Annotated in this window: 16 protein-coding genes; 6 read left to right on the forward strand and 10 right to left on the reverse strand. The window is 32.4% G+C overall.

Annotated features, from left to right (window positions below):
• Positions 1-1,038 precede the first annotated feature (1,038 nt).
• The 7 genes from COC46_RS14170 to COC46_RS14200 form a co-directional block, all read right to left on the reverse strand.
• A complete protein-coding gene (locus COC46_RS14170; RefSeq protein ID WP_098810357.1) occupies positions 1,039-1,218 on the reverse strand; it encodes a hypothetical protein in 180 nt (59 codons plus the stop codon).
• A 36-nt stretch (positions 1,219-1,254) separates the two neighbouring features.
• Complete coding sequence (locus COC46_RS14175) at positions 1,255-2,103, reverse strand: hypothetical protein (protein ID WP_098810358.1); 849 nt, start codon at positions 2,101-2,103, stop codon at positions 1,255-1,257.
• A 351-nt stretch (positions 2,104-2,454) separates the two neighbouring features.
• Positions 2,455-3,525, reverse strand: a complete 1,071-nt coding sequence (locus tag COC46_RS14180; protein WP_098810359.1) for a DUF6602 domain-containing protein — start codon at positions 3,523-3,525, stop codon at positions 2,455-2,457.
• 62 nt (positions 3,526-3,587) lie between these two features.
• Positions 3,588-6,158 carry an AAA family ATPase gene (locus COC46_RS14185; RefSeq protein WP_098810360.1) on the reverse strand — a complete coding sequence of 857 codons (2,571 nt, stop codon included), beginning with the start codon at positions 6,156-6,158 and terminating at the stop codon, positions 3,588-3,590.
• Between the two features lie 279 nt (positions 6,159-6,437).
• Positions 6,438-6,983 carry a hypothetical protein gene (locus COC46_RS14190; protein WP_098810361.1) on the reverse strand — a complete coding sequence of 182 codons (546 nt, stop codon included), beginning with the start codon at positions 6,981-6,983 and terminating at the stop codon, positions 6,438-6,440.
• A gap of 119 nt (positions 6,984-7,102) precedes the next feature.
• A complete protein-coding gene (locus tag COC46_RS14195) occupies positions 7,103-8,077 on the reverse strand; it encodes a hypothetical protein (protein ID WP_098810362.1) in 975 nt (324 codons plus the stop codon).
• A gap of 243 nt (positions 8,078-8,320) precedes the next feature.
• A complete protein-coding gene (locus tag COC46_RS14200; RefSeq protein ID WP_098810363.1) occupies positions 8,321-11,044 on the reverse strand; it encodes an immunoglobulin-like domain-containing protein in 2,724 nt (907 codons plus the stop codon).
• Positions 11,045-11,609: 565 nt separating this feature from the next.
• Here COC46_RS14200 and COC46_RS22235 point away from each other — a divergent pair.
• The 6 genes from COC46_RS22235 to COC46_RS14220 all read left to right on the forward strand — a co-directional run bounded on the left by COC46_RS22235 (position 11,610) and on the right by COC46_RS14220 (position 16,969).
• Positions 11,610-11,771 (forward strand): hypothetical protein, encoded by a 162-nt coding sequence (locus COC46_RS22235; RefSeq protein ID WP_176545158.1) that lies wholly within the window; start codon positions 11,610-11,612, stop codon positions 11,769-11,771.
• Positions 11,772-11,906: 135 nt separating this feature from the next.
• Positions 11,907-12,029, forward strand: a complete 123-nt coding sequence (locus COC46_RS22740; RefSeq protein WP_255294907.1) for a hypothetical protein — start codon at positions 11,907-11,909, stop codon at positions 12,027-12,029.
• An 81-nt stretch (positions 12,030-12,110) separates the two neighbouring features.
• Positions 12,111-12,296: a hypothetical protein gene (locus COC46_RS14205; RefSeq protein WP_098810364.1), complete on the forward strand. Its 186-nt coding sequence runs from the start codon at positions 12,111-12,113 to the stop codon at positions 12,294-12,296.
• Positions 12,274-13,680 (forward strand): recombinase family protein, encoded by a 1,407-nt coding sequence (locus tag COC46_RS14210; protein ID WP_098810365.1) that lies wholly within the window; start codon positions 12,274-12,276, stop codon positions 13,678-13,680. The genes COC46_RS14205 and COC46_RS14210 overlap by 23 nt, the downstream gene beginning before the upstream one ends.
• Entirely contained in the window at positions 13,677-15,140 is a 1,464-nt protein-coding gene (locus COC46_RS14215) for a recombinase family protein (protein WP_098810366.1), read from the forward strand. The genes COC46_RS14210 and COC46_RS14215 overlap by 4 nt, the downstream gene beginning before the upstream one ends.
• A 341-nt stretch (positions 15,141-15,481) precedes the next feature.
• On the forward strand, positions 15,482-16,969 hold the full coding sequence (locus COC46_RS14220) for a recombinase family protein (protein ID WP_098810367.1): 1,488 nt from the start codon (positions 15,482-15,484) through the stop codon (positions 16,967-16,969).
• 16 nt (positions 16,970-16,985) lie between these two features.
• Here the strand turns inward: COC46_RS14220 and rlmD are convergent, their stop codons facing one another.
• From rlmD to pdaA, 3 genes are all read right to left on the reverse strand, one after another.
• The gene (gene rlmD / locus COC46_RS14225) at positions 16,986-18,374 is read right to left on the reverse strand and encodes a 23S rRNA (uracil(1939)-C(5))-methyltransferase RlmD (RefSeq protein ID WP_098810368.1); all 1,389 of its coding nucleotides are present in this window, start codon (positions 18,372-18,374) and stop codon (positions 16,986-16,988) included.
• Positions 18,375-18,387: 13 nt separating this feature from the next.
• Positions 18,388-19,248, reverse strand: coding sequence for a DNA-3-methyladenine glycosylase family protein (locus COC46_RS14230; RefSeq protein WP_098810369.1), 861 nt, complete (start codon positions 19,246-19,248; stop codon positions 18,388-18,390).
• A 399-nt stretch (positions 19,249-19,647) separates the two neighbouring features.
• A complete protein-coding gene (gene pdaA, locus COC46_RS14235; protein WP_098810370.1) occupies positions 19,648-20,448 on the reverse strand; it encodes a delta-lactam-biosynthetic de-N-acetylase in 801 nt (266 codons plus the stop codon).
• Positions 20,449-20,534 lie beyond the last annotated feature (86 nt).

The raw sequence follows: 20,534 nt of genomic DNA on the forward strand, positions 1-20,534 counted from the left end.
TGTAAGTTGTATTTCTTGATCTCCCTTTTTTATCCATAGTTGGTGTTCACGGATAAATGCAGCAGTAAGTGGTGCTTCTGCACTAGCAATAGAAGAAAATTTATAACTGAATAATATCAGCAGTAATAATATCCGAAATAACAAGATCATCCCTCCTTCTTTTAGAATGACCATATATATTATCGCGATTCTCATTAAGCAATTATTTGTACCTTTTTAATTAAAACCTTCTTCTGATAACCTAACCTTTACTTGAATAGTAAAGAAAAAGCTTTACTCTTATTTAAGTAAAGCCCCCGTTTATCTTTTAGGTATTGATATATTTATTTTAAGAAATTGATGATGATTCTTATTTATTAACTTTTAACTAACCTGATATGTGGTGGTGAAGCCCAGAATTCACCCTTCACTTTAAGGGTAGAATTCGGCATTATTAGAAAACTCCTGTTTTGCGTTTGGAGCCGCCGTTATATTGTAGTACCAGAAAGTGCACCAAATGCACTTCTGAGTCGCCCAGGTCTCGCTTTACCAACCGTTTCACCACGAAACGTACCACAACCCACCTTGCAATTTGCAACGAGCACGGGATGTTTGAGTCCTAATAACCAAAAATGGAAGGCGTATTAGGATCAATCTGGGGAAATTAATTCCCTTCTAACGGGATGACATCACGATGGTAAGTCGTGAGCGAGGTTGACGGGAAACTCTAACAATTTTTTTACGTCTTTTTTGCATTATCCAATCGCCTACCGATAGATGAATGAGCACACTGCCAGTTATATTAAAATATTTCTTGGGTATTAAATAATCAAAACCAATAAGACTATTGATTTAGAAATTTAATGATTTCCTATCCTATTGTTAATTTCGAAAAAATTAAATAATCCCTTACCAATTAGATAAATTAAAAAGTATTTTTTGATACTGCTAGATTTGGATACAATATGACATTTTTTATACAGAGAAAGTTTGGTACTAGTCCGTACTTTCTTAGAAAGAAGTAACAATTATCAGGACAAAAATCAGCCGTTTTTGTTGTCAAAATTCCTGCCGTGACCTATAGTTTCTGCTAATTTTTATTGATGATAGCTGTTTAATGATTAATTCCTGATTTCTCATACGCTCTAAAATTTGTTTTTTAAATAGCTCCTGACCTTGGAGAAAACCATCACTAAATCCTTGGTGATAACCGGATTGGAAAGAGTTCTTTTCGTCCATAAAAACCGCCCCCTATTAAAAAATATTTGTTCTTTTTTAAGAGTCTACACTACGACTTGATAGATAGGAATTTAAAGAAACGATAATACGCTTGTTATGAAATCTTTCTAGCATTTGTTGCTCGACATCTAAAGGAAGTAAGTGAAATGAAAGTAAAATGTCTATGACAACCCTGTATCGATCAATAACTCGTTGAGACAAAATTCCCTTTAACATATACTCTTGCAACTTTTCAAGGGAAACCTGTCCATAATTTATTAAAAATTCAGCACCAAAATCATTAAAAATCTTATAGGAGTCATATTCAGGTTGGCATTTAATAAGAGAAAGGCTCCCGTATTTAAAGTTGATTTTTTTTTCCTTTTGAAGAATTGGGCAATTTAACATTCTTTGCTTGGCCATATCATATAAATATTGCATTTTCTTGTGGATTTCATAGAACCTGTTAAACAAAACGGCAAGACTATCGATATCCAAATTTTCCAAAGGAGTAACACTAGGTGCGATTATATCTATCCTTCCCTCAGGCTTCAAAGTAGGTCTTACATAAAATTTATCTTGTTGCTGGAAAGGTTCTAGTCTTTTAACTAAATCCGGATTATCTTTAATACATTTATGAGAGATCTTTACAACAGCAGGAAGGATACCTATGTTATGCAAATAATCATTTAAAGCAAATTGATCTGTATAATGATATTTTTTTCTTCGAGTAAACTTCGCCACCAAATTATGTTTGAGAAATTCAATTCTGTTCCCCTCGTAAGAATGTAATCGATTACGAAATTCTTCCTTGATTAATTTTAAATTCTTTTCAGCTTTCTTGTATTCCTGATAAATCCCCTGTTCCAGTAATTGTATAGCGATATGTTCTGCATTTATTATCATTATAATTGCCTCCTATTCTTTCCCCATAGAATAACCAAACATATGTTTTATTATCCAGAAATAGGAACAGGTGTTTCGTAAAAATCATTTAAAAACATTTAAAATTATTGCGGCGGTAGAGGGTTATAAAAAAGGGCAGCATTCGAAAGAATGCTACCCTTTTTTCAGGATGAGTTGTGACATCCACTGTATGTGTAGAGCGTATGTGGCAACACAAAAGATGTTGGTGGTTTACTAACTATTTATTTTGAGAAATGAGCAAGAATTTTCCCTATTGGGTGGACTTTATACATTACTGTTTTATGTTCCTTTTAAAATTCATTAGGCTATTTTAAATAATAAATAAAAGTATTAAATAATTTTTCTTCCTTCTTTTCCACCATCTCCATCAATAGGAAAAATAAATTTAGATAAAGCTTCATTAGTTAAATTTTTTTTACGCATAATTATATCGATTAAATTCGAGAAAAAATATGCAAATGCTAAATTTCCTTCTTTCATATCATAAAATGAAAACGAGCTATAATTTTTTCTAACGAATACGGAATCTCCAAAAGCAATATGATTAGCAACAAAAGATTCTTCTTCAAATTCACGTAATACTTGTACAGTTTTACAGCTATCTTCAATATTTTTAACAGTTAAACTCGATTTAAAATAAAAAATACCGTTAAAAATTTCCGTACGATTTTCATTTCCAATACTTTTCTTTATAAGTTCAAAATTTTGATTTGCCTTTTTTAGTTCTTCATTTAATTTATTTGGGTAATGTGTAGTTTTCACTTCAATAATCCCAAAAACACTTTTAGGCACTACAACTACTAAGTCTCCTGATCTAAATAGTGGGGCAATGTTAGCATCATATACTATTATGTCAATTTGGTTAGTAGTATGATAATTTTCATCAATTATAAATCCTGTTCCAACTTCAACTGTAGATGGCAATATTTTTCTTAAATGTTCAATTAGTAAGTATTCTCTGTAATTTCCCTCAGGATAATTTTGTACATTTCTGGGTGTTAAAGTTCTTATTTTATTGTATAAATAAATTATTTTATCAATATTCAAATCATTATTCGTGAAATAGTGTGTTAATATATTCCGCCTATTTTTTAATCTGTTTTGTGATTCATCTGTATTACCATTACTATTCTGTATATTTGCTCTCATATATTCGTTTGGGTCTTCTTCTAATAAACTAGTTACAAATATATCCCACATTCCGTTTTTACCCACTTCTTTTGTAAAAAGTTCTTTTAGAATATCCTTGATATCATTTATAGGCAACCCTTCTTCTACCCCTGAACGAAATTTATGATAGATAGTTCCGTTTTCAAAAGGTAAAAAAAAGCCTAACCTATCAATCTTGTTTTTAAATTCAAGTGCAATTGATTGATGATATTTTTCCTTTTCGCTTAGCAATTACTTTATACTCCTTTGTATCCTATTTTATTTTCACATTAAAAAAGTTTGTTTGAATTGAACTAATTTCTACGTTTATTAAACTCAGTCACCCAGTTTTTTATGCTTTCCATATCCTCTTTTAGTTCATCTGGTTCAGGCAAGGGAGTTGGTGTTTCATAAGATTGAGAATGCTCGTATTTAGAATACTTTGTTAGTAGCTCCTCAAATATTTTACAATCATCAATACTAATTTTAGCTAGTTTATGAATTTTACCTTGAGTAGTGATAGATCGTCTAAATCTTTGAACAACATCGGCAAGCAAATCATTTTCTATAAGACGTTCTAATAGTATTCTAAATTCACTACAGATTCCTTTTGCGAATAAATCATATTCTGCTTTTCCCTGTTCTTGTAAGATTTTTCTTGCTCTACTTAATCTTTCATTTAATAGTTGATTTAAAGCAGAAATAGGCTTCTTTCCAAATATCGGAACCTCACCTGGTTCTCCCGCACCCCAAGATTCCGTACGTAACCAAGTGACATCATAATCTAACCCCATATCTTTTGCAGCTTCTTGGAGTAAAGTAAGAAAGGATAAACGGTGAGTAAATACTATTACTTGTCGATTTAAACTTAGTCTGGCTATTCTTTTAATAGTTGCTTCTTCAAATAATTGATCTAAAGATGAAATTGGATCATCAAAAATAAAAGGAACATTATCTGAACTACTTTCTACATCTGCTATAAAACCCGCTAACGAAACTAGTCGAAGTTCGCCTTCACTTAGCACTTCAGATGTAGTTACATTTTTCAAGCCATTTTTTAATTGTACTTGATGATAGATTTGTCCTTTTGTAGCCCTTGTTTTTACAAGCTTCACATTAATTCTAGAACCACCTAGTTCTTTTAATTCCCTTTCAAATCTTTTAATATATTCTGATGTTATTAGTTCGTCAGATAAAGATGATTTTTTTGTAGAAAGCGCTTGTGTATTAGTTAATGAGTAAGCATTCTTTAATTCACTGATTTTCTTCATTTTATCCACATTTTCAGAAATAACAAATTTATTCTGATGTAACCATTTTTGTGCTTCTAGTTCTAAAATTTCATCTCTTAACTCATCTTTATTATCTAATTCTACTAAACTCTCATAACTTAGAGCTTGCTGCATATTTGATGCAGCTACTTCATTTAAAGCTATTAATATTTCTTCAGATGGTAAAGGAGGAAGTTTATGATCTAATGAAGTGATTTCTTTTAGACTCTCCTTTCTTTTTTCCAAAATATTAACAAAGTTAATAATTTGATTCTGTTCTTCAGAAGTCAAATCCATTAATCTAAAATGAAGCGCTAATTCTGACTCTGATGGTATATCCTTTAATGAATCTAGTAAATTATTCAGATGTTCTTCTGCAGATTTAGCTTGCTTACTTAACGAATCTTTTATAAATGTCTCGAAGTTATTCAGCCTTTTTTGTGCGTCACTAGAGAGAGGTTGCTGACAAAGTACGCAATTCGCCTCTGAAGTTATGAATGGAAATTGTTCATTAGGATAAGCAAATTGTTCAGAATATCTTCTTGCTTGTTCCCATAGCAATTTCCAGCTTTCAGTTCCAACACCATCTAGTGGTAGCCCCTCAAAAACTTTTTTGGCCGCATCGTCAGTCGCTTTTCTCTTGATAATATAATCTACCTTCGCTTTAATTATCTCTTCACATTTTTCTTTACTTAAAGTAGCGCTAACTCCCTTTAGCAAAGAGTGAATATCGTTATAAATCGTAACTGTATTTCTAAGTTGTTTTATCTTTTCAGTAGGGTCTTTCTCTGCAAGCTGCTGCCTTTTTATGTTTAATTGATTTTCATCATTTTCATCCCAACTACAATATGATTCGATATGTTCTTTACTTGTTGAAGTATTAAGTTCATTAAACCATAGGATTGATTTTGATTTACTCATTTCTTTACTGGGACTCAATACTGTAAGCCTAATACCTTCCATTTCCTGTTTAATTGCTTGTCCAACTCTTAAACAGATATTTGTTAATTGGCTGAAAAATTGAAGTATCCAAGGTTCATAAGTAACTTCATTTTCATCATTAACATAAACATTTGCATAATCAGTATCATATAGTTGGAGTGGCCTTAATTCATTTAGCGTACCTGTTTCAGGAGTCCATAAAATTTCTCTTGTCTCTTCATTTTCATCTATAGAGATTATGCATTGCTGAGGTTGCTGTTCATCAATAAATGCATTTCCCAATAATTTTTCAGCAGTTTTTGCTCCAGAGATATGTTTTAAAAGGCGAACATAACTGGATTTACCTGATCCATTTTGTCCATACACAATTGATAGAGAACCATTAAAAGTTAGTGGGTTTCTTGGACCAAGTGCATTTATTCCCTGAATATTTTTTATTTCAATTAGTCTTAATTGAGTAGAAGAATTCTTAGCAGAAAGCGTGTTGGCTTCAATTTTTTTAAACTCATTACTAATAGCATTAATTGCTTCTGCCTTACACAAATCAGTTAACTCAATAATGTCTTGTTGACTAAAATCATTATTATTTTGAATTATTCGTGAAGCAGCATCTTGTAACCATCTATGGCGTCTACCTATCCATTGTTCAGTTTCGCTATATGAATTATTCATATGAGATCACTCCTTAATCTTACCCCTACATTTTTACCTTATTATACCAATTTTTTATCACTCTAGATATTAAGTATTTTCTATAATTCTTAACTCTTCCTAGCTTTCAAAAACTCCTTCTTAAAGCCACAAAAAAAAGACAACAATCGATTAAGATGTTGTCTTCTAATGAGTTTTAGTTTTCTTCTTTTAAAATGAGTTGTGTCACGCACTTTCTGTGTGGATTGTGATTGACAACTACAGCGACGTTATTGGGTTTATCTTTATTCCAATGGTTTCCTAAACAAGGTTTATTGTGAATGGAACCTGCTGAGGAGTACCAGGCTCTTCAAAAACCCACTTAAACCAAAGAATTTGAGGAACTTCCCATCCAAATAAATCCCTTTTTGTTTCTTCTTGGCCTTTCATTGTTAATTTTACTCCATCATAGTCTTTACTAATTCCTTCCCAATTTAAGTAATTAAAGGTTAAATATTTTTCTAAAAGATATTTATCCAACAAATAATTATAATCTTCCTTACTATCTACTATATAGAGATTTGGTTCTTTTGCTGTTAAATTGTAAAACTCCCAATATTTTCCGTTTTTTGGCAGCTTATCTTCGAATGTTGGCACAACTTTTAAATTATTAATAATATGACTTGTCCAAGTGTACCCGTCATCTGTGGTCCATAGTCCACCTTCAATAGGTTTTCCTCTAAAGTAAGTAGTTTCTGGCTTGGTTTTATCAAACAACTCAAAATCAATATTTTTGACGGGCTTAATTACATTTCTTAATCCACCATCTTTTATATTTACAAATACTTGATTAATGGTACTAGTCATTTTTTTCACCTCTTAATTTGTTAACTGTCTGAGTTTAGCTTTATTGCTGAACCTTTCTACTCAAACATACTTACAGACAGCTATTAATTTGTTTATAATCTTTAAACGTTTTTGGATTTTTAGCCTAATATCCTTTTTAATTCTGTCTTCATACTATCTTCTAATGAAGTACTAATCTCCTTAAACTGATGTGCCTCAAGTAAATACTCAATATTTTCTCTCTTTAATAAAAAGTTATCTCCCAACAAGTCTTTAAAAATTTCAAGATAGCAGAGAAGTGATTCCCAAATAAAAACTCTTATATCAGTATAGTAATCTCCTTCATCTATTTGTTCAGGGTGAGTATTTTGATAGAAACGTTCTTTTGAAGTAAAATCTCTAAGTTTATTAGAATCAGTATAATTCATTCTATTAAACCTATCCTGAATATTTGAATCAAACCACTCTAATTCGTGAAAACCTTCTAAATATTCTAGTGAATAATTTACTTCATTTCTAATTGAAGGATTGGTTAGATATTGATCTAACACAAAATTAAAACGCTCATTCTTTATACCAACTATCCCTTTTAATGAGTTTAATAATGACCACCAAACCTGATGTGAACCTTTGCCATTCTTAAATAACTCTTTATATTCAGGCGTTTTATGGTTAAACAATTGTAGTTTGGTATCAAAATAGAAAAAAAACTTCTTATCATTTTTATCATTTAGAGGTCGACTGCCTAACGAGTTCAATACCATATGCCCTCTTTGGAAAAGAAAACATATGGCCTTAATAATATAAAATTTACTATAATATGCAGTTACTTCAGACCAAGTATTAAATTTTCTTGACTCTAAAGTTACTAATGCTAAAAACAAATCAAAAGACCTATAAAAACACACTGTACTATTGTAAATAAATTTTTGTTTGAATTCGTTAGTAATTTCCTTATCTAAATTCTTCTCAAAAAATTCATTGAGATCTTTTGAATTACCTTGGTTTAGATAATGGTAGAAAAGTTTCTCAATTGATTGTCTATGCAACTCAAAATATGGTTTAAAACATTCATAATCCTGTTTTAGGATTTCATAGTCAGTATTTAATTTCAAATTATCTATCCCCTATAATTGACATCTTCACGATAAAATTCCTCGCATTTGATATAGCTAATATTCAAATCTACCTCGGCAAGTTCAATCTACATTTTTTAGAAAAATACTTATTTTGAATCTTTTATATAAATTATACCAAATTTTAACAAAAATATATTTTAATTTATGTAATAAAATAAAAGACCTAGTATTAACTTGGCCTTTTTTCTAAACTAGACAATTTATTTTGAAGCAACTTTTCTAAGATACCGTAATTTTCCGAGTAATAATCGTTTTATTTCCTGATTTATCCGATACAGTATACGTTAAGTTGTAAGTTCCTCTTTTCTTCGTATTTACACTACCAGTAATAACGATTGACTTAGTTAAGTCGCCATCTACATTATCTTTTGCAGTCACACCTGTTCTTGGATTGAAAGTTGAATTTAGTTTGATAGTTTTATTTGTTGCTCCAGTAATAACTGGTTTTATGTTATCAATGACAGTTATCTTTCTAATGACAGTTGTTACATTCCCTGAAGTATCTGAAACGGAATAAGTTAATGTATAGGTACCCTTTGCTTTTGTATTTATCGAGCCACTTATTTTAATAATATTTGTTAAACTACCATCTACATTATCTGTTGCAAATACTCCAGCTTTAGCATTGAAACTTGCTCCGATCACAATGGTTTTACTAGTTGCTCCAGTGATAATTGGTTTTACATTATCATATACAGTTATTTTTCTTATAACGGCGGTCGTATTTCCCGATTTGTCAGAAACAGTATAAGTTAAGGTGTATTCCCCTCTTTTCTTCGTATCAAGCGTACCACTTACTTTCATATTTTCAGTAAGATCATTGTCTACATTGTCATACGCGTATACGCTATTATATGGATCGAAAATCGAGTTAATTGCAATGGATTTGGTAGTTCCCCCTAAAATTACGGGTTTAATATTATCAATGACTGTAATTTTTCTAGAGAGTGTAGTTTTATTTCCTGATTTATCAGTCACAATATACGTTAAAGTAGATGTATTTGGTCTTGAGTTATCAATCGTTCCAATAACACGTATATAATCAGTTAAATTCCCATCTAAACCGTCCTCGGCAGTCACACCTTTTAAAGTATCAAAAATTTCACCTATATTTATAGTTACATCTTTTACCCCGTTGATAACCGGTTTAGTAGTATCTTTTACAATTATTTCAGTAGCTTCACTTACATTTCCCGAATCATCAGTTGAAGTAACGAATAATTTTGTTCCCGCTTTCTGCTTATCAATCAATACTGTGAAACTACCATTCTCGTTTGTAATGGTTTTACCAAGTATCTCTTGTCCAGACTTCACATTAATTATTGAACCTGGTTCTGCTTCACCACTTATATTCGTAGTTAGATCTGTTACCTCATTTACTGTTGGTGTTGTAGGTGATGTAACATCTTTTACAATAATTTTAGTGGCATCACTACTATTTCCTGCTGCATCTGTAGCAACAAATGTTAATTGCGTCCCCGCTTTTAAATAATTAATTGGTATGCTATATGTTCCATCTTGTTTTGTTATACCACTAGCAATATTTGTTTGTTTTGTTGTTACCGTCATTGTAGAACCAGGCTCCGCTTTTCCTGTAATACTTAGTGATTGATCAGTGACTTCATCGACAATAGGTACATCAGGCGCAATTACATCTGTAGTTGTAAATGAATAAAGATAGCCGTCAGATGCGTATACATAAAATGCTTCATTATTAATGGCTAATGGAAGATCGAATGGTACGGAATCACCTAGTGAAATAGACCATAAATATTCACCTTTACTATTGAATGCTTCAGTTGCCGTTGCCCTGCTGTTTAGATGGGCAGATGGGACAGTTGCATTTAGATAAATTGTTCCGTCTTTTCCTAAAATCGGGAGCGAATTTACTCTAACAGGAATAGACCATTTCACTGTTGCATCTGATTGATAGGCATACAACTTTGTATTATCATAAATATAAATTGTCCCATCTGCTGCGATAACTGGAGAATTCGGGCTTTGTATAGTATTTTCTAACCCAGTTACCCATTTTCTGCTCCCGTCTGGATTTACTGCATAAAATTCACCAAAATTATTCACTAAATAAATCGTACCATCTGCACCAATTGTGGGCGTGGAAAAGGATACATCGTTGTATCTTAAGATGATTTTCCAGTTAAATTCTCCTTTGGAAGTCACAGAATATAAAGATCCTCCCTTAACAAAATAAACATTTCCTTCTTTCCCTATAACAGGAGAACTTGGGTTGAATTGGTTTCCCGAGTCTGAAAATGTCCATTTTTTCATTCCATACGGACTTATTGCAACTAGAGTCCCGAGCTTATCTAATGCGTAGATTGTTCCATCGTTACCTATTGATGGAGAACTTTCTATACCAGAATCTGTTTCAGTAAAGAATTTTTCCGTACCGTCTGGATTTACTGCATAAACCCCGTTTTTTCCTGTAGCCCCTAAGTATATTGTTCCGTCTTCCGCTATCACCGGTGAAGCACCTCTATCTGCTCCAGTAGTAATGGACCACTTCACTACACCACTTTTATCGATTGCTTTGAAAAATCCACTAGCACTTCTCACGTAAATTGTTCCATCTGCACTAATAACCGGTGAAGAATAGCCATATCCAGAATAATTTCCATTTCCGATATTAGTTGACCAACCCACCTTAGGATCAATTCCTAACAGTAAACGCGTTTGTCTAGTCCAATTCGTTGCTGTCGGTTGAATGGCATTTAAATCGTACTTTCCTGTTTGATACCCTCCACCCTGATTGAACATACTAGTTTTGGTTGATTGAGGGGTAACAGTTTTAGAGATTATTTGTTTCATTGACTCTAAATCTTCAGCAAATGCAACTGGTACTACTATCGTATTTATTAATAAAATTGAGGAGATTAATATACTAAGTAATGTCCTTTTTTGGAGATATAGCTTATTCTTCAAGGAACTCCCACCTTTTTAGTCTTTTAGTCCATTTTAGCATAAACTTTTAATCTTCTATTATTTAGAATCAAATTCATTTTTGATATTTTTAAAGATGTAAAAATCATTTCATATATCCCACAATTCATTATTCTTTCACGACTTGAGACAAAATTTTTCCGTGAGTATATATTATAATTTTAAAATTTACGTCCTCTCCATTTTCTTTATTAGAAAAGTTTCAAGTTAAAATTTGTACTAAGTACCAAATGAATTTATCACACATTACTCATATCACCGCTACGTTTACAGCGGTGTTTTTTATTTGTTTATAAACTTCTGAAACACCCCTATATTTCATTTTTCAATCAATAAAACAACTAAATATAATTTTTTTTTATTTTTTTCTATTTAACCCTTCTTTTTTTAAGAAGTTATTGAATATAATTCATTCGAAAAATTATAAGCAAGAAATTAAGAAGTAAATAAACCAATAAATAAACACTTAAATATAAGAATCAGTATTGAGCTTTAATTACTTCCTTTTTTTCTGACAAATATATAACCGAAATAAGGAGAGAGAATTTTGAAAGTTATCCGCTGCTATGCTACACAAGAAAATGCACTTAATGCAAGTACTATTATCCAAGATTTATTAATCTCTAAATTAGAAAGAATGCTAGATTATCCATTAAATCAAAAAGAGCTATCAGATAAAAAAGAACAGTTAGGAAGTGAATGTGCTTGATATACACAAATCAAGATAGAACATTAACTAAATTAGAAATAAACACCTTTACAGAAAAATTAAAGAAACTTCAGAAGGAAGGCCACTTATCACAATTCCTACTAGAGCAATTTCTTACTTACGGGAGGTTAAAAGATGAAACAAACTAACATCAAGTCTTTCCCTGGTCAAGAGAAAGGAATTATCAAAATAATTATTAAGACCACAGATAAAGAGGAATCTGTTCAACTAACACTAGATTTAATATTTGAAGATTAGTGCTCAAACACTAGTTAGTCATAGTGTTTACTCGTATAAACACACTTATTTCCGTCAAAGATGAAATGCGGAGGTGTGTTTATGCGGAAGAAAATTAATATACAAGCAGATTCTGAGATAAACTCTGTAACTAATATCTGGCTTCAACATTTAGTCCAGAGAATAATTGTGGATCAATTAGATGTATCTCATCGACTTCAGGCGAAGTTACTTTATCAAAACATAGTAAAGGAAAGAAAGAACAATGAGACAAACGATAGCAAATAAACATAAGCACAAAGTTTTTTTTCGAAGGGTTAGTACTACTAATCAAGATATACAGTTGCAAGAATCGGCGGATGCTATTTACAGAAAGAATTACATTCCCAGTGAAATATTAATAATGAATGAGAAAGCCGTATCAGCCAACAAACTGGATATTAATAATCGCCCACAAATGAAAAAACTTATCCAACTGATTGTTAGTGATCAGGTTGAAATTATCTATGCTTTTGACCGAACAAGATTGTTCCGTGACTTTTATGAATCAAATTTATTTGTTTCACTGTGTAAAAAGCATAATGTCAAGGTATTTTATACTTCAGCTGGAAATGGTAATCACCAATCTACCAATAGCACTCTACTTGAAGGTGTGATGAACATCGTGAGTGATGTTGAAGGAAAAAACATTGCTAGAAGAACTGAAGAAGCAAGAAAAAGGTACCCTCCTAAAAAATTTGGTTACTTTAAAGAGAACAAGAAGTTTAAAAAAGAACCTGAAAATAAGGATTTATTACTAGAATTCTTTAAAAAGATTAGGGAAATATCAACACACAAAGATTTAGAAATTACTTTAATGGAATTTAGGCGAAAACTAAACAAAGATCGAAAGGTGTTACTAAAAATTGCAATGGATCCTTTTTATGCAGGGTATGATCTAACTACTGGAAAAAATAAGCTTTTACACGTAGAACCTTACTTAACCTATGAGGAATTCCAACAATTTCGGGATAATAGCACCGTAATTTCAACTTATCTAGATATTGAAGAGTCTTTAAAAAATCAAGATAACTATGAGGTGAGTTGTGGTGTTTGTAAACGGTCAATGAAGTTTCACTTGAATGTCCCTGAAGTGAAAGCTTGGTATTCCTGTTCACATAAACATTCAAAAGTCTTAATATCAACAGAAGATTTAATTCTTATTGTCAATAAGTCACTTGAGAAGACAATTGAGAGTCTAAATACAGAAACTCTTCTGAAAGATTCAAGGCACTACTTTCAACTAATTCGGAAAAATATTGATGGAGAATTAAAGTCACTAGAGGCACAAATACACAATTTAATGGAAAAGACCATTTTAGAGATCGATGATATTAGTAAATGGAGAGACAATCCTGGTTACATTGAATTAATCAAATTGGAAGAAATTCAAAAGAATTTACTTAGCCAATTAGAAATAAAAAAGCAACTTTTATTAGAAAATGAGAGCTTGGTAGACCTATTGAAAAAATATCTTCATAAATGCAGGCAATCTAATTCTTTTTTTCTAACATCAATGCTTATCAAAAAAGTATTTGTATATCCGAATGAGGTAAACATTGAGGTTAGTAAATTTGACTATCTCCACGATTTACAGACTCAATATATTTTTAATGGAGGAGATTTCATATGAAAACAGCATTTGCATATATTCGTCGTTCTTCATATAAGCAACAAAAAAATAACAGTGTTGAAATTCAGAAACAGCATATTAAAGAATTCGCTAAACGTAATCAACTCTTTGTACCTGATGAACTTATTTACATAGAAGACGTTACGAGCGCTTATTCCAAACAAGCATCAAAACGAAAACAATTGATGGGACTTGGTGAGAGAATGGTTGAAATGAATATTCCAACCGTAATATTCCACGATATTTCCCGAATGGATCGTACGGGCTATTCATTTACGATTGACTTTTACCGACCATTAATAGAAATATTGCCAGAACTTGAGGTCTACACAACAGAATCAAATAAACCAATTGATCCAGAAGATTCTAAAATCAAAATGCATTTCTTAATGTCTCAATACGAATCAGAAATAAAATCTGATAGAGCAGTAGGTAATTTAATTGCCGACCTAGAAAACGAAGATTCGTTTAGGCCTGGCTCAAGAACACCTTTTGGATATAACCAAGTGAAAAAGCAGTTGGAACCGAACGATAATGCTGAGATTGTAAACTTCATATTTTTTCTTTCTAGTTGGGGAAAATCTTTACAAAAAATAGCCACAATTTTAAATGAGGCAGAAATCTCTTCACCTAAAGGTGGTGTATGGCGACCGAGCACAGTAGAAAACATAATAAAAAACCCAGTATATACTGGAAATTTAATTTGGGATATACACAAAAGAAATGATGATGGTAAAAAGCATTTCATTTTTGAAAAGGCCCACGAAACTATCATTAACAAATTTCATATTCAATTAATTAAACAAAATAATCAATTGCAAAAAACCTTCGGGCGAATAGATACACCTTTTTTATTTTTAAACAAAGTAAAATGCAGCCATTGCAATCAATTGTTTAGTACCCATAATGCCTCTACTAAACGAAATAGCATCAAGTACTATTATCATTACTATGTATGTAAAACTTGTGGGTATAAAGTTGACATTAAAGAAGTTCACAATAGGTTTATACCTCAAATACTTAATCGTGTGAAAGAAATCGTTACTACAAATCAAATAATACCTATTACATTGTCATACATTAATGAAATGAGCAAAGGCGTTGAACAAAGCATCGAACTAAAGATTTGTCGCATACAAACTCTTGAAGCAAGGTTAAATTCAGCAAAAGACATCCAAGATAGAGAACTCGAAATAAAAATCCTTGAATTCATTCAACAACACAAAGATTCTCTAAACGAATACTCGATTTGCAAAGAAAATTTAAGTACAGCGTATCATCTAGTAGAGACGGGTCAGTTTTTTTCAAGGTTTAATGAAATCCTAGATCATCAATTAGGTCTAGATGAGCAGAGATTGATTGTATTGTATTTTGTGGACTACCTAATGCTTTCTATGAACCGGGAGTCAAAATTATATTTTAAATCAAATATTTTCTCAGATCTGATTGATTTTGGATGAAGTACCGAATCCAATTAGATAAGGATTGGATAAAGTACCGAACATTAAGTTTTTCAAAAACACCATCAACATAGTTCTATCACCAGAACCCCTTTAACTAGGGGTTTCATTTAATGGATGTTCGGTACTTTATCCAGATTGGTATACCAATCTGGATAAAGTACCGAACTATTATTAGTAGTATGGACGAAATACCGAAAATTAAAACATAGATGTGAGAAATAAGGAGAACAAACAAAAATGGATATAAATACACCTCAGATAAGACAAATGAATATGGTCAATACTATAACTAACCCACCAACATCTCAATACTTAACTACAATGGTGGTGATCGTGTTTTGAGATGTGCAGTATATGCTCGTGTCTCCACAGAGATGGATTCACAAAAAACATCTATTGATAATCAGAAGGATTTATTCCGTAATCACGTATCCGAACATAATTGGGAAATTTACGATTTCTATCAGGATCAGAAATCTGGAACAAAAGAGAACAGACCCGGTTTAAAAAGGCTAATTGAAGACGGTAAAGCAGGATTATATGATGTGATATTAACTAAAGAACTTTCTAGATTAGCTCGTAACGGCAGGTTATCCTATGAGTTACGGGACATCTGCTTAAAAAATAATATTCATATTGTATGCCTAGATAATTCAATCAATACCATTACCGGGGACGATAAAAACTTTGGATTGTATGCTTGGCTTTATGAAATCGAGTCAGATAACAGCAGTAAAAGAAATAAGGTAGCTAAACGCACAAAAGCTAACAGAGGGTTATTTATAGGTTCTAATCCACCTTATGGATACTATTCTGACAACGGTAAGCTAAAAATTCGTGAAGATAAAACACCAGAAATTGTTAGAAGAATCTTTAGAGAATACTTGGATGGAAAAGGAATGGATTCAATAGCAAAAAGATTCACAGCAGAAAAAGTTCCTACACCTTCACAAATTGCTAATAAGTCTAATGCATCACCTTTATGGCACGCTACTACTATTAAGAATATCTTAAACAATCAACATTACTGTGGTGACCTTGTTCAAAACAGAACAGAAACAATCTCAGTAACGACAACAAAACGAAGAACTCTTGATGTAGCTCAAGCTTCAATTCAAGAAAACACTCACGAGCCGATCATCTCAAAGGAGACTTTTCAGGCAGTTAAAAAAATGCTTCAAACCAGAACACGTACAAGTACTGCTCCAAAAAGCCATTTGTTCACTAATGTATTGTTCTGTGAAAATTGCCAAAAAGGAATGTGGTACAAGGCAAATCAAAAAGGGTATAGATGCGGAGGTAATATTAAGTACGGTGATCCTTTCTGTTTAAATAGAGTTGTTATCCGTGAGAAAGAACTAAAACACATTATCCTAGAGGATTTACAGGAGTTATTCCATTCCATTCAAGATGATGAGTTTATACAGAGTTTACACAAAAGATTGGATCAAAAGAAGGTTTCGATTTCAAACGAACTAACAAAAATCAAAAATAAAGCAAATAAATTACGTTCTAGAAAGAGAGATTACCTTGATATGTACGCTGACCAAATTATATCTCGAGAAGAACTGGTTGAATTTAGAAAGCAGATAGACCAGGAAGTAGCTGAACTAGAAACAGCCAAGATTGAGTATCAAGAAAAGCTTGAAGAGTGCAAAAGTGAAAACTATGCAATTGATTTAGGAAAAAAGCTTAAAGACGTTTCATTACTAGATGATTTAACTCCTCAAATCTTGCACTCTTTGGTGAATAAGATAACCTGTAGCATTGAAGGTAATCTACGTATTCATTACAACTTTGTAAATCCTTTCGAAGAACAAGAATAGGCAACAACCACAAGGGTTAGTTGCCTTCTTTTAAAATGAGTTGCGAGATACACTCAACGTGCGCCGTATGCGGAAACATATCCACCGGCTGTAAATACTTCACATCATAACTCTTACTCAATACCTTTAAATCCCTAGCTAAAGTAGAAGGATTACAAGATACATACACTAATTTCTTTGGTTTAATCTTTAATACAGTATTCAGAAACTCTTCATCACAACCAGTTCTTGGTGGATCAGTTACGATTACATCTGGTTTCCAGCCTTCTTTTAACCATTTCGGTAATACTTGTTCAGCTTTTCCTGCTTCGTAATGTGTGTTTGTAAAGCCGTGGCTTAGTGCATTTGTTTTCGCATCGATGATCGCTTCTTTTGTTACGTCCATGCCGCGAACTTCTTTTGCGTCTTTTGCTAGCCATAGTCCGATTGTTCCAACTCCACAATAAGCGTCTACAACTTTTTCTGTACCAGTCAATGCCGCTGCTTTTTTGACTTCATCATATAGCTTAACTGTTTGTTCAGGATTTAATTGGAAAAACGCTCTTGCTGAAAGTTCGAATGATAAGTCACCGAGTTTTTCTTCAATTACTTCTTCTCCTGCTAAATAAACAGTTTCACGACCAAAAATTACTGAAGTCATTTGATTGTTAATGTTTTGCATTAAGCTTGTTACTTCAGGCATTCTCTTTTTAATTTCACTAATTAGTTCATTTTTCTGAGGAAAATCCTTCGTTCCTGTTACTAGAACAAGTTGGATTTGACCTGTGCGTAAACCAACGCGGGCAACGATTGTTCGAATAACCCCTTTATTTTTTCGTTCATTATAAACTGGGATATTTAAACGCGTTAAAATTTTCTTCACTTTACCAGTGATTTTATTCAAATCCTCATGTTGAATTGGGCAATGGCCAATATCGACAACATTGTGTGAGTTTTGAGTATATAGTCCAGCGATGATTTTATTTTTTTCAAGTCCAGCTTGAAGTTGACTTTTGTTGCGGTAATTCCAAGGATTTTCCATGCCAATCGTTTCTTTAACTGGTGTTTTCTCTAGTAAATCCTTCGCATATTTTTCCATTGCTTGGATGACGATGTCGCGTTTATATCGAAGCTGTCCTTCGTATGATGCATGCTGAATTTGGCAGCCACCACATTTTTCGTAGATTTTACAAGTTGGATCTACGCGATCTGGTGATGCTTTTCGAATACGTTGAATTTTCCCTTCAGCAAAGCCGTTACGTACATTCGTTACCTCAGCAACTACTTCTTCACCAGGCAATGCTCCTTTAATAAAGACAACTTGTCGTTTGAAGTAACCTACACCCTCTCCATTAATTCCGATACGTTTAATTGTAATAGGAAAGGATTGTCCTACTTCTAATTTATTTTCTAACTGATTGCTCATATATACAACTCCATTATTCTATGCTCTTCCAAAGATACAGGGCAGCGTAGCTTCCAAATGGTGAAACCTGCTCTTTTACGTATTCCATTATTTCTTTTGAAGGCTTTTCATCTAAATTTAAAAGCTTTTGAAGTGCTATTTGAATTCCAACATCACCAACTGGGAAAATATCTTTTCTTCCTAAACCGAATAATAAGAAGTTTTCAACTGTCCAAGGACCGACTCCTTTAAGCTTGATTAACTCCTTAGAAATTTCCTCTGAAGATAATGTTCGATAATCTTGATGACTTAATTCTCCTTCACTCCAAGCTTTAGCTATTCCAATCATATATTCAGCTTTTCTCGTACTAAGCTGTAAATCTCTTAACTCATCAATTGTTAAACTCGCAATTTTTTCAGGCGACGGAAAAAACCACGAATTTCCAACTCGTTCACCATACATTCGAACAAATCGTTTTGTTACTTGGATTGCAAATGTACGCTGTATTTGTTGATGAATAATACATGTAATTAAACAGGCAAAAGGATCATTAGAAACGGTTATTGGAGTATGTCCAAAAAGGTCGATTAGAGGAGATAGTGTAGTTTGTCTTAAATGAAGATGTAACTCTTCGAATTCTGTTTGCCATTGTAAAATGGTTGCAATTTCTTCGAGTATTTTCTCTTTATTTTCATGTTCACTAATGACTTCGAACTGAACCGGAGTGTCATTTATTTTCTTAACCTTTACGACTGCTTGATTCCCATCAATATAAAGTGGAATGCTTAATCGCTTTTCCGCAGAATGCACCGTAAATGTCGGCTCATGCTCTAATCTCTTTAAAACTTCTTCCCATTGATATGGTGTCTCTAAAGCAACCTCTTCCTTCCACATTTTCCCGTCCTCCTTAATGACTCTGAAGTGTATTATAGCACAAGAAGTACCACTTAAGAAAATTTGTATGAAACGCAAAAAAACTAGAGAAATAATCCCTAGTTACTGAAAAAATCCTAACTCGATCAACAGTCTGAAAACGCAAAAAAAGCTTGGGGACTAGTCAAGCTTTTTTTGACACATTAAATTTTAAGGGAATGGGGAAACTTTCAAGTCCAATCAGGTTTCAAAACCTTTCAAATATCGCAACAGCGGTATTGATATTTGCTATAATTAAATGATAACGATTATCATTATCGAAGTCAAGTGTTGAATAAAAAATATTCTAATTTTAAATTAAATGTTAAAAAAAGCTAATGATTTAAGCAGTTCTATCAAAACTACTTAATCATTAGCTGTTTATTTTTTAGGGAGATAGAAATTCGGATCAAATCCGCTTCTCTCCATCATTAATTCATCCAAGCTTCCAAATCGATATCCTCTTTTGTGTAAGCCAGTAATGATTGCATCCATTGCCTCTGCATTATCCTTCGAAACAGTATGCATTAAAATAACCGCTCCGGGATGAATCATATTCATCACATTATCATAAGCATATTTCCAGCCTCTTTGCTGATCAACTTTCCAATCAACATATGCTAATGACCAGAAAATATTTTCGTATCCTTGTTTATTAACTAATTTCAACGTACGTTCACTAAAAATGCCTCTTGCGGGTCTGAAATATTTCATATCTGTACGGCCAGTTAATTCCTCGTATGCCATTTTAACTTGTTCCAGTTCCTCAACAATCTTTTGATCACCTATGGTCGTCATATCAGGGTGACTCCATGAATGATTCCCAACTATATGTCCCTCATTTACCATACGTTTAACTAGTTCAGGATTTTCTTTAATATAATGCCCTGTTATAAAAAATGTCCCTTGAACACCATGTTTCTTTAAAACATCCAAAAACTTCGGTGTAAAGCCATTTTCATAACCATTATCAAAAGTTAAATAAACATCCTTTTTCGTAGTATCCCCTAAATAAACTGACCCCGTATTTGATAACAATTTATTAAGCTGTTCACCAGCATCCGGTGGAACCTCATTTTTCGCACGAACGATCCCCCATCCATGTGGCGCATTACTATAAGCAAATGTTGGACTAGGAAATACTAAGAAGAAAGTAAGAATATAAACAATTATTTTTTTCAATTTACTCACCTCACTTGAAATTAGTATTTGTAAATAAAATAGAAATATGAAAAGAATTGGCGTACTTTTGTAAATTTTACTAGTGT

Source organism: Bacillus sp. AFS041924 (assembly GCF_002577195.1).
Classification (GTDB): Bacteria; Bacillota; Bacilli; order Bacillales; family Bacillaceae_G; genus Gottfriedia.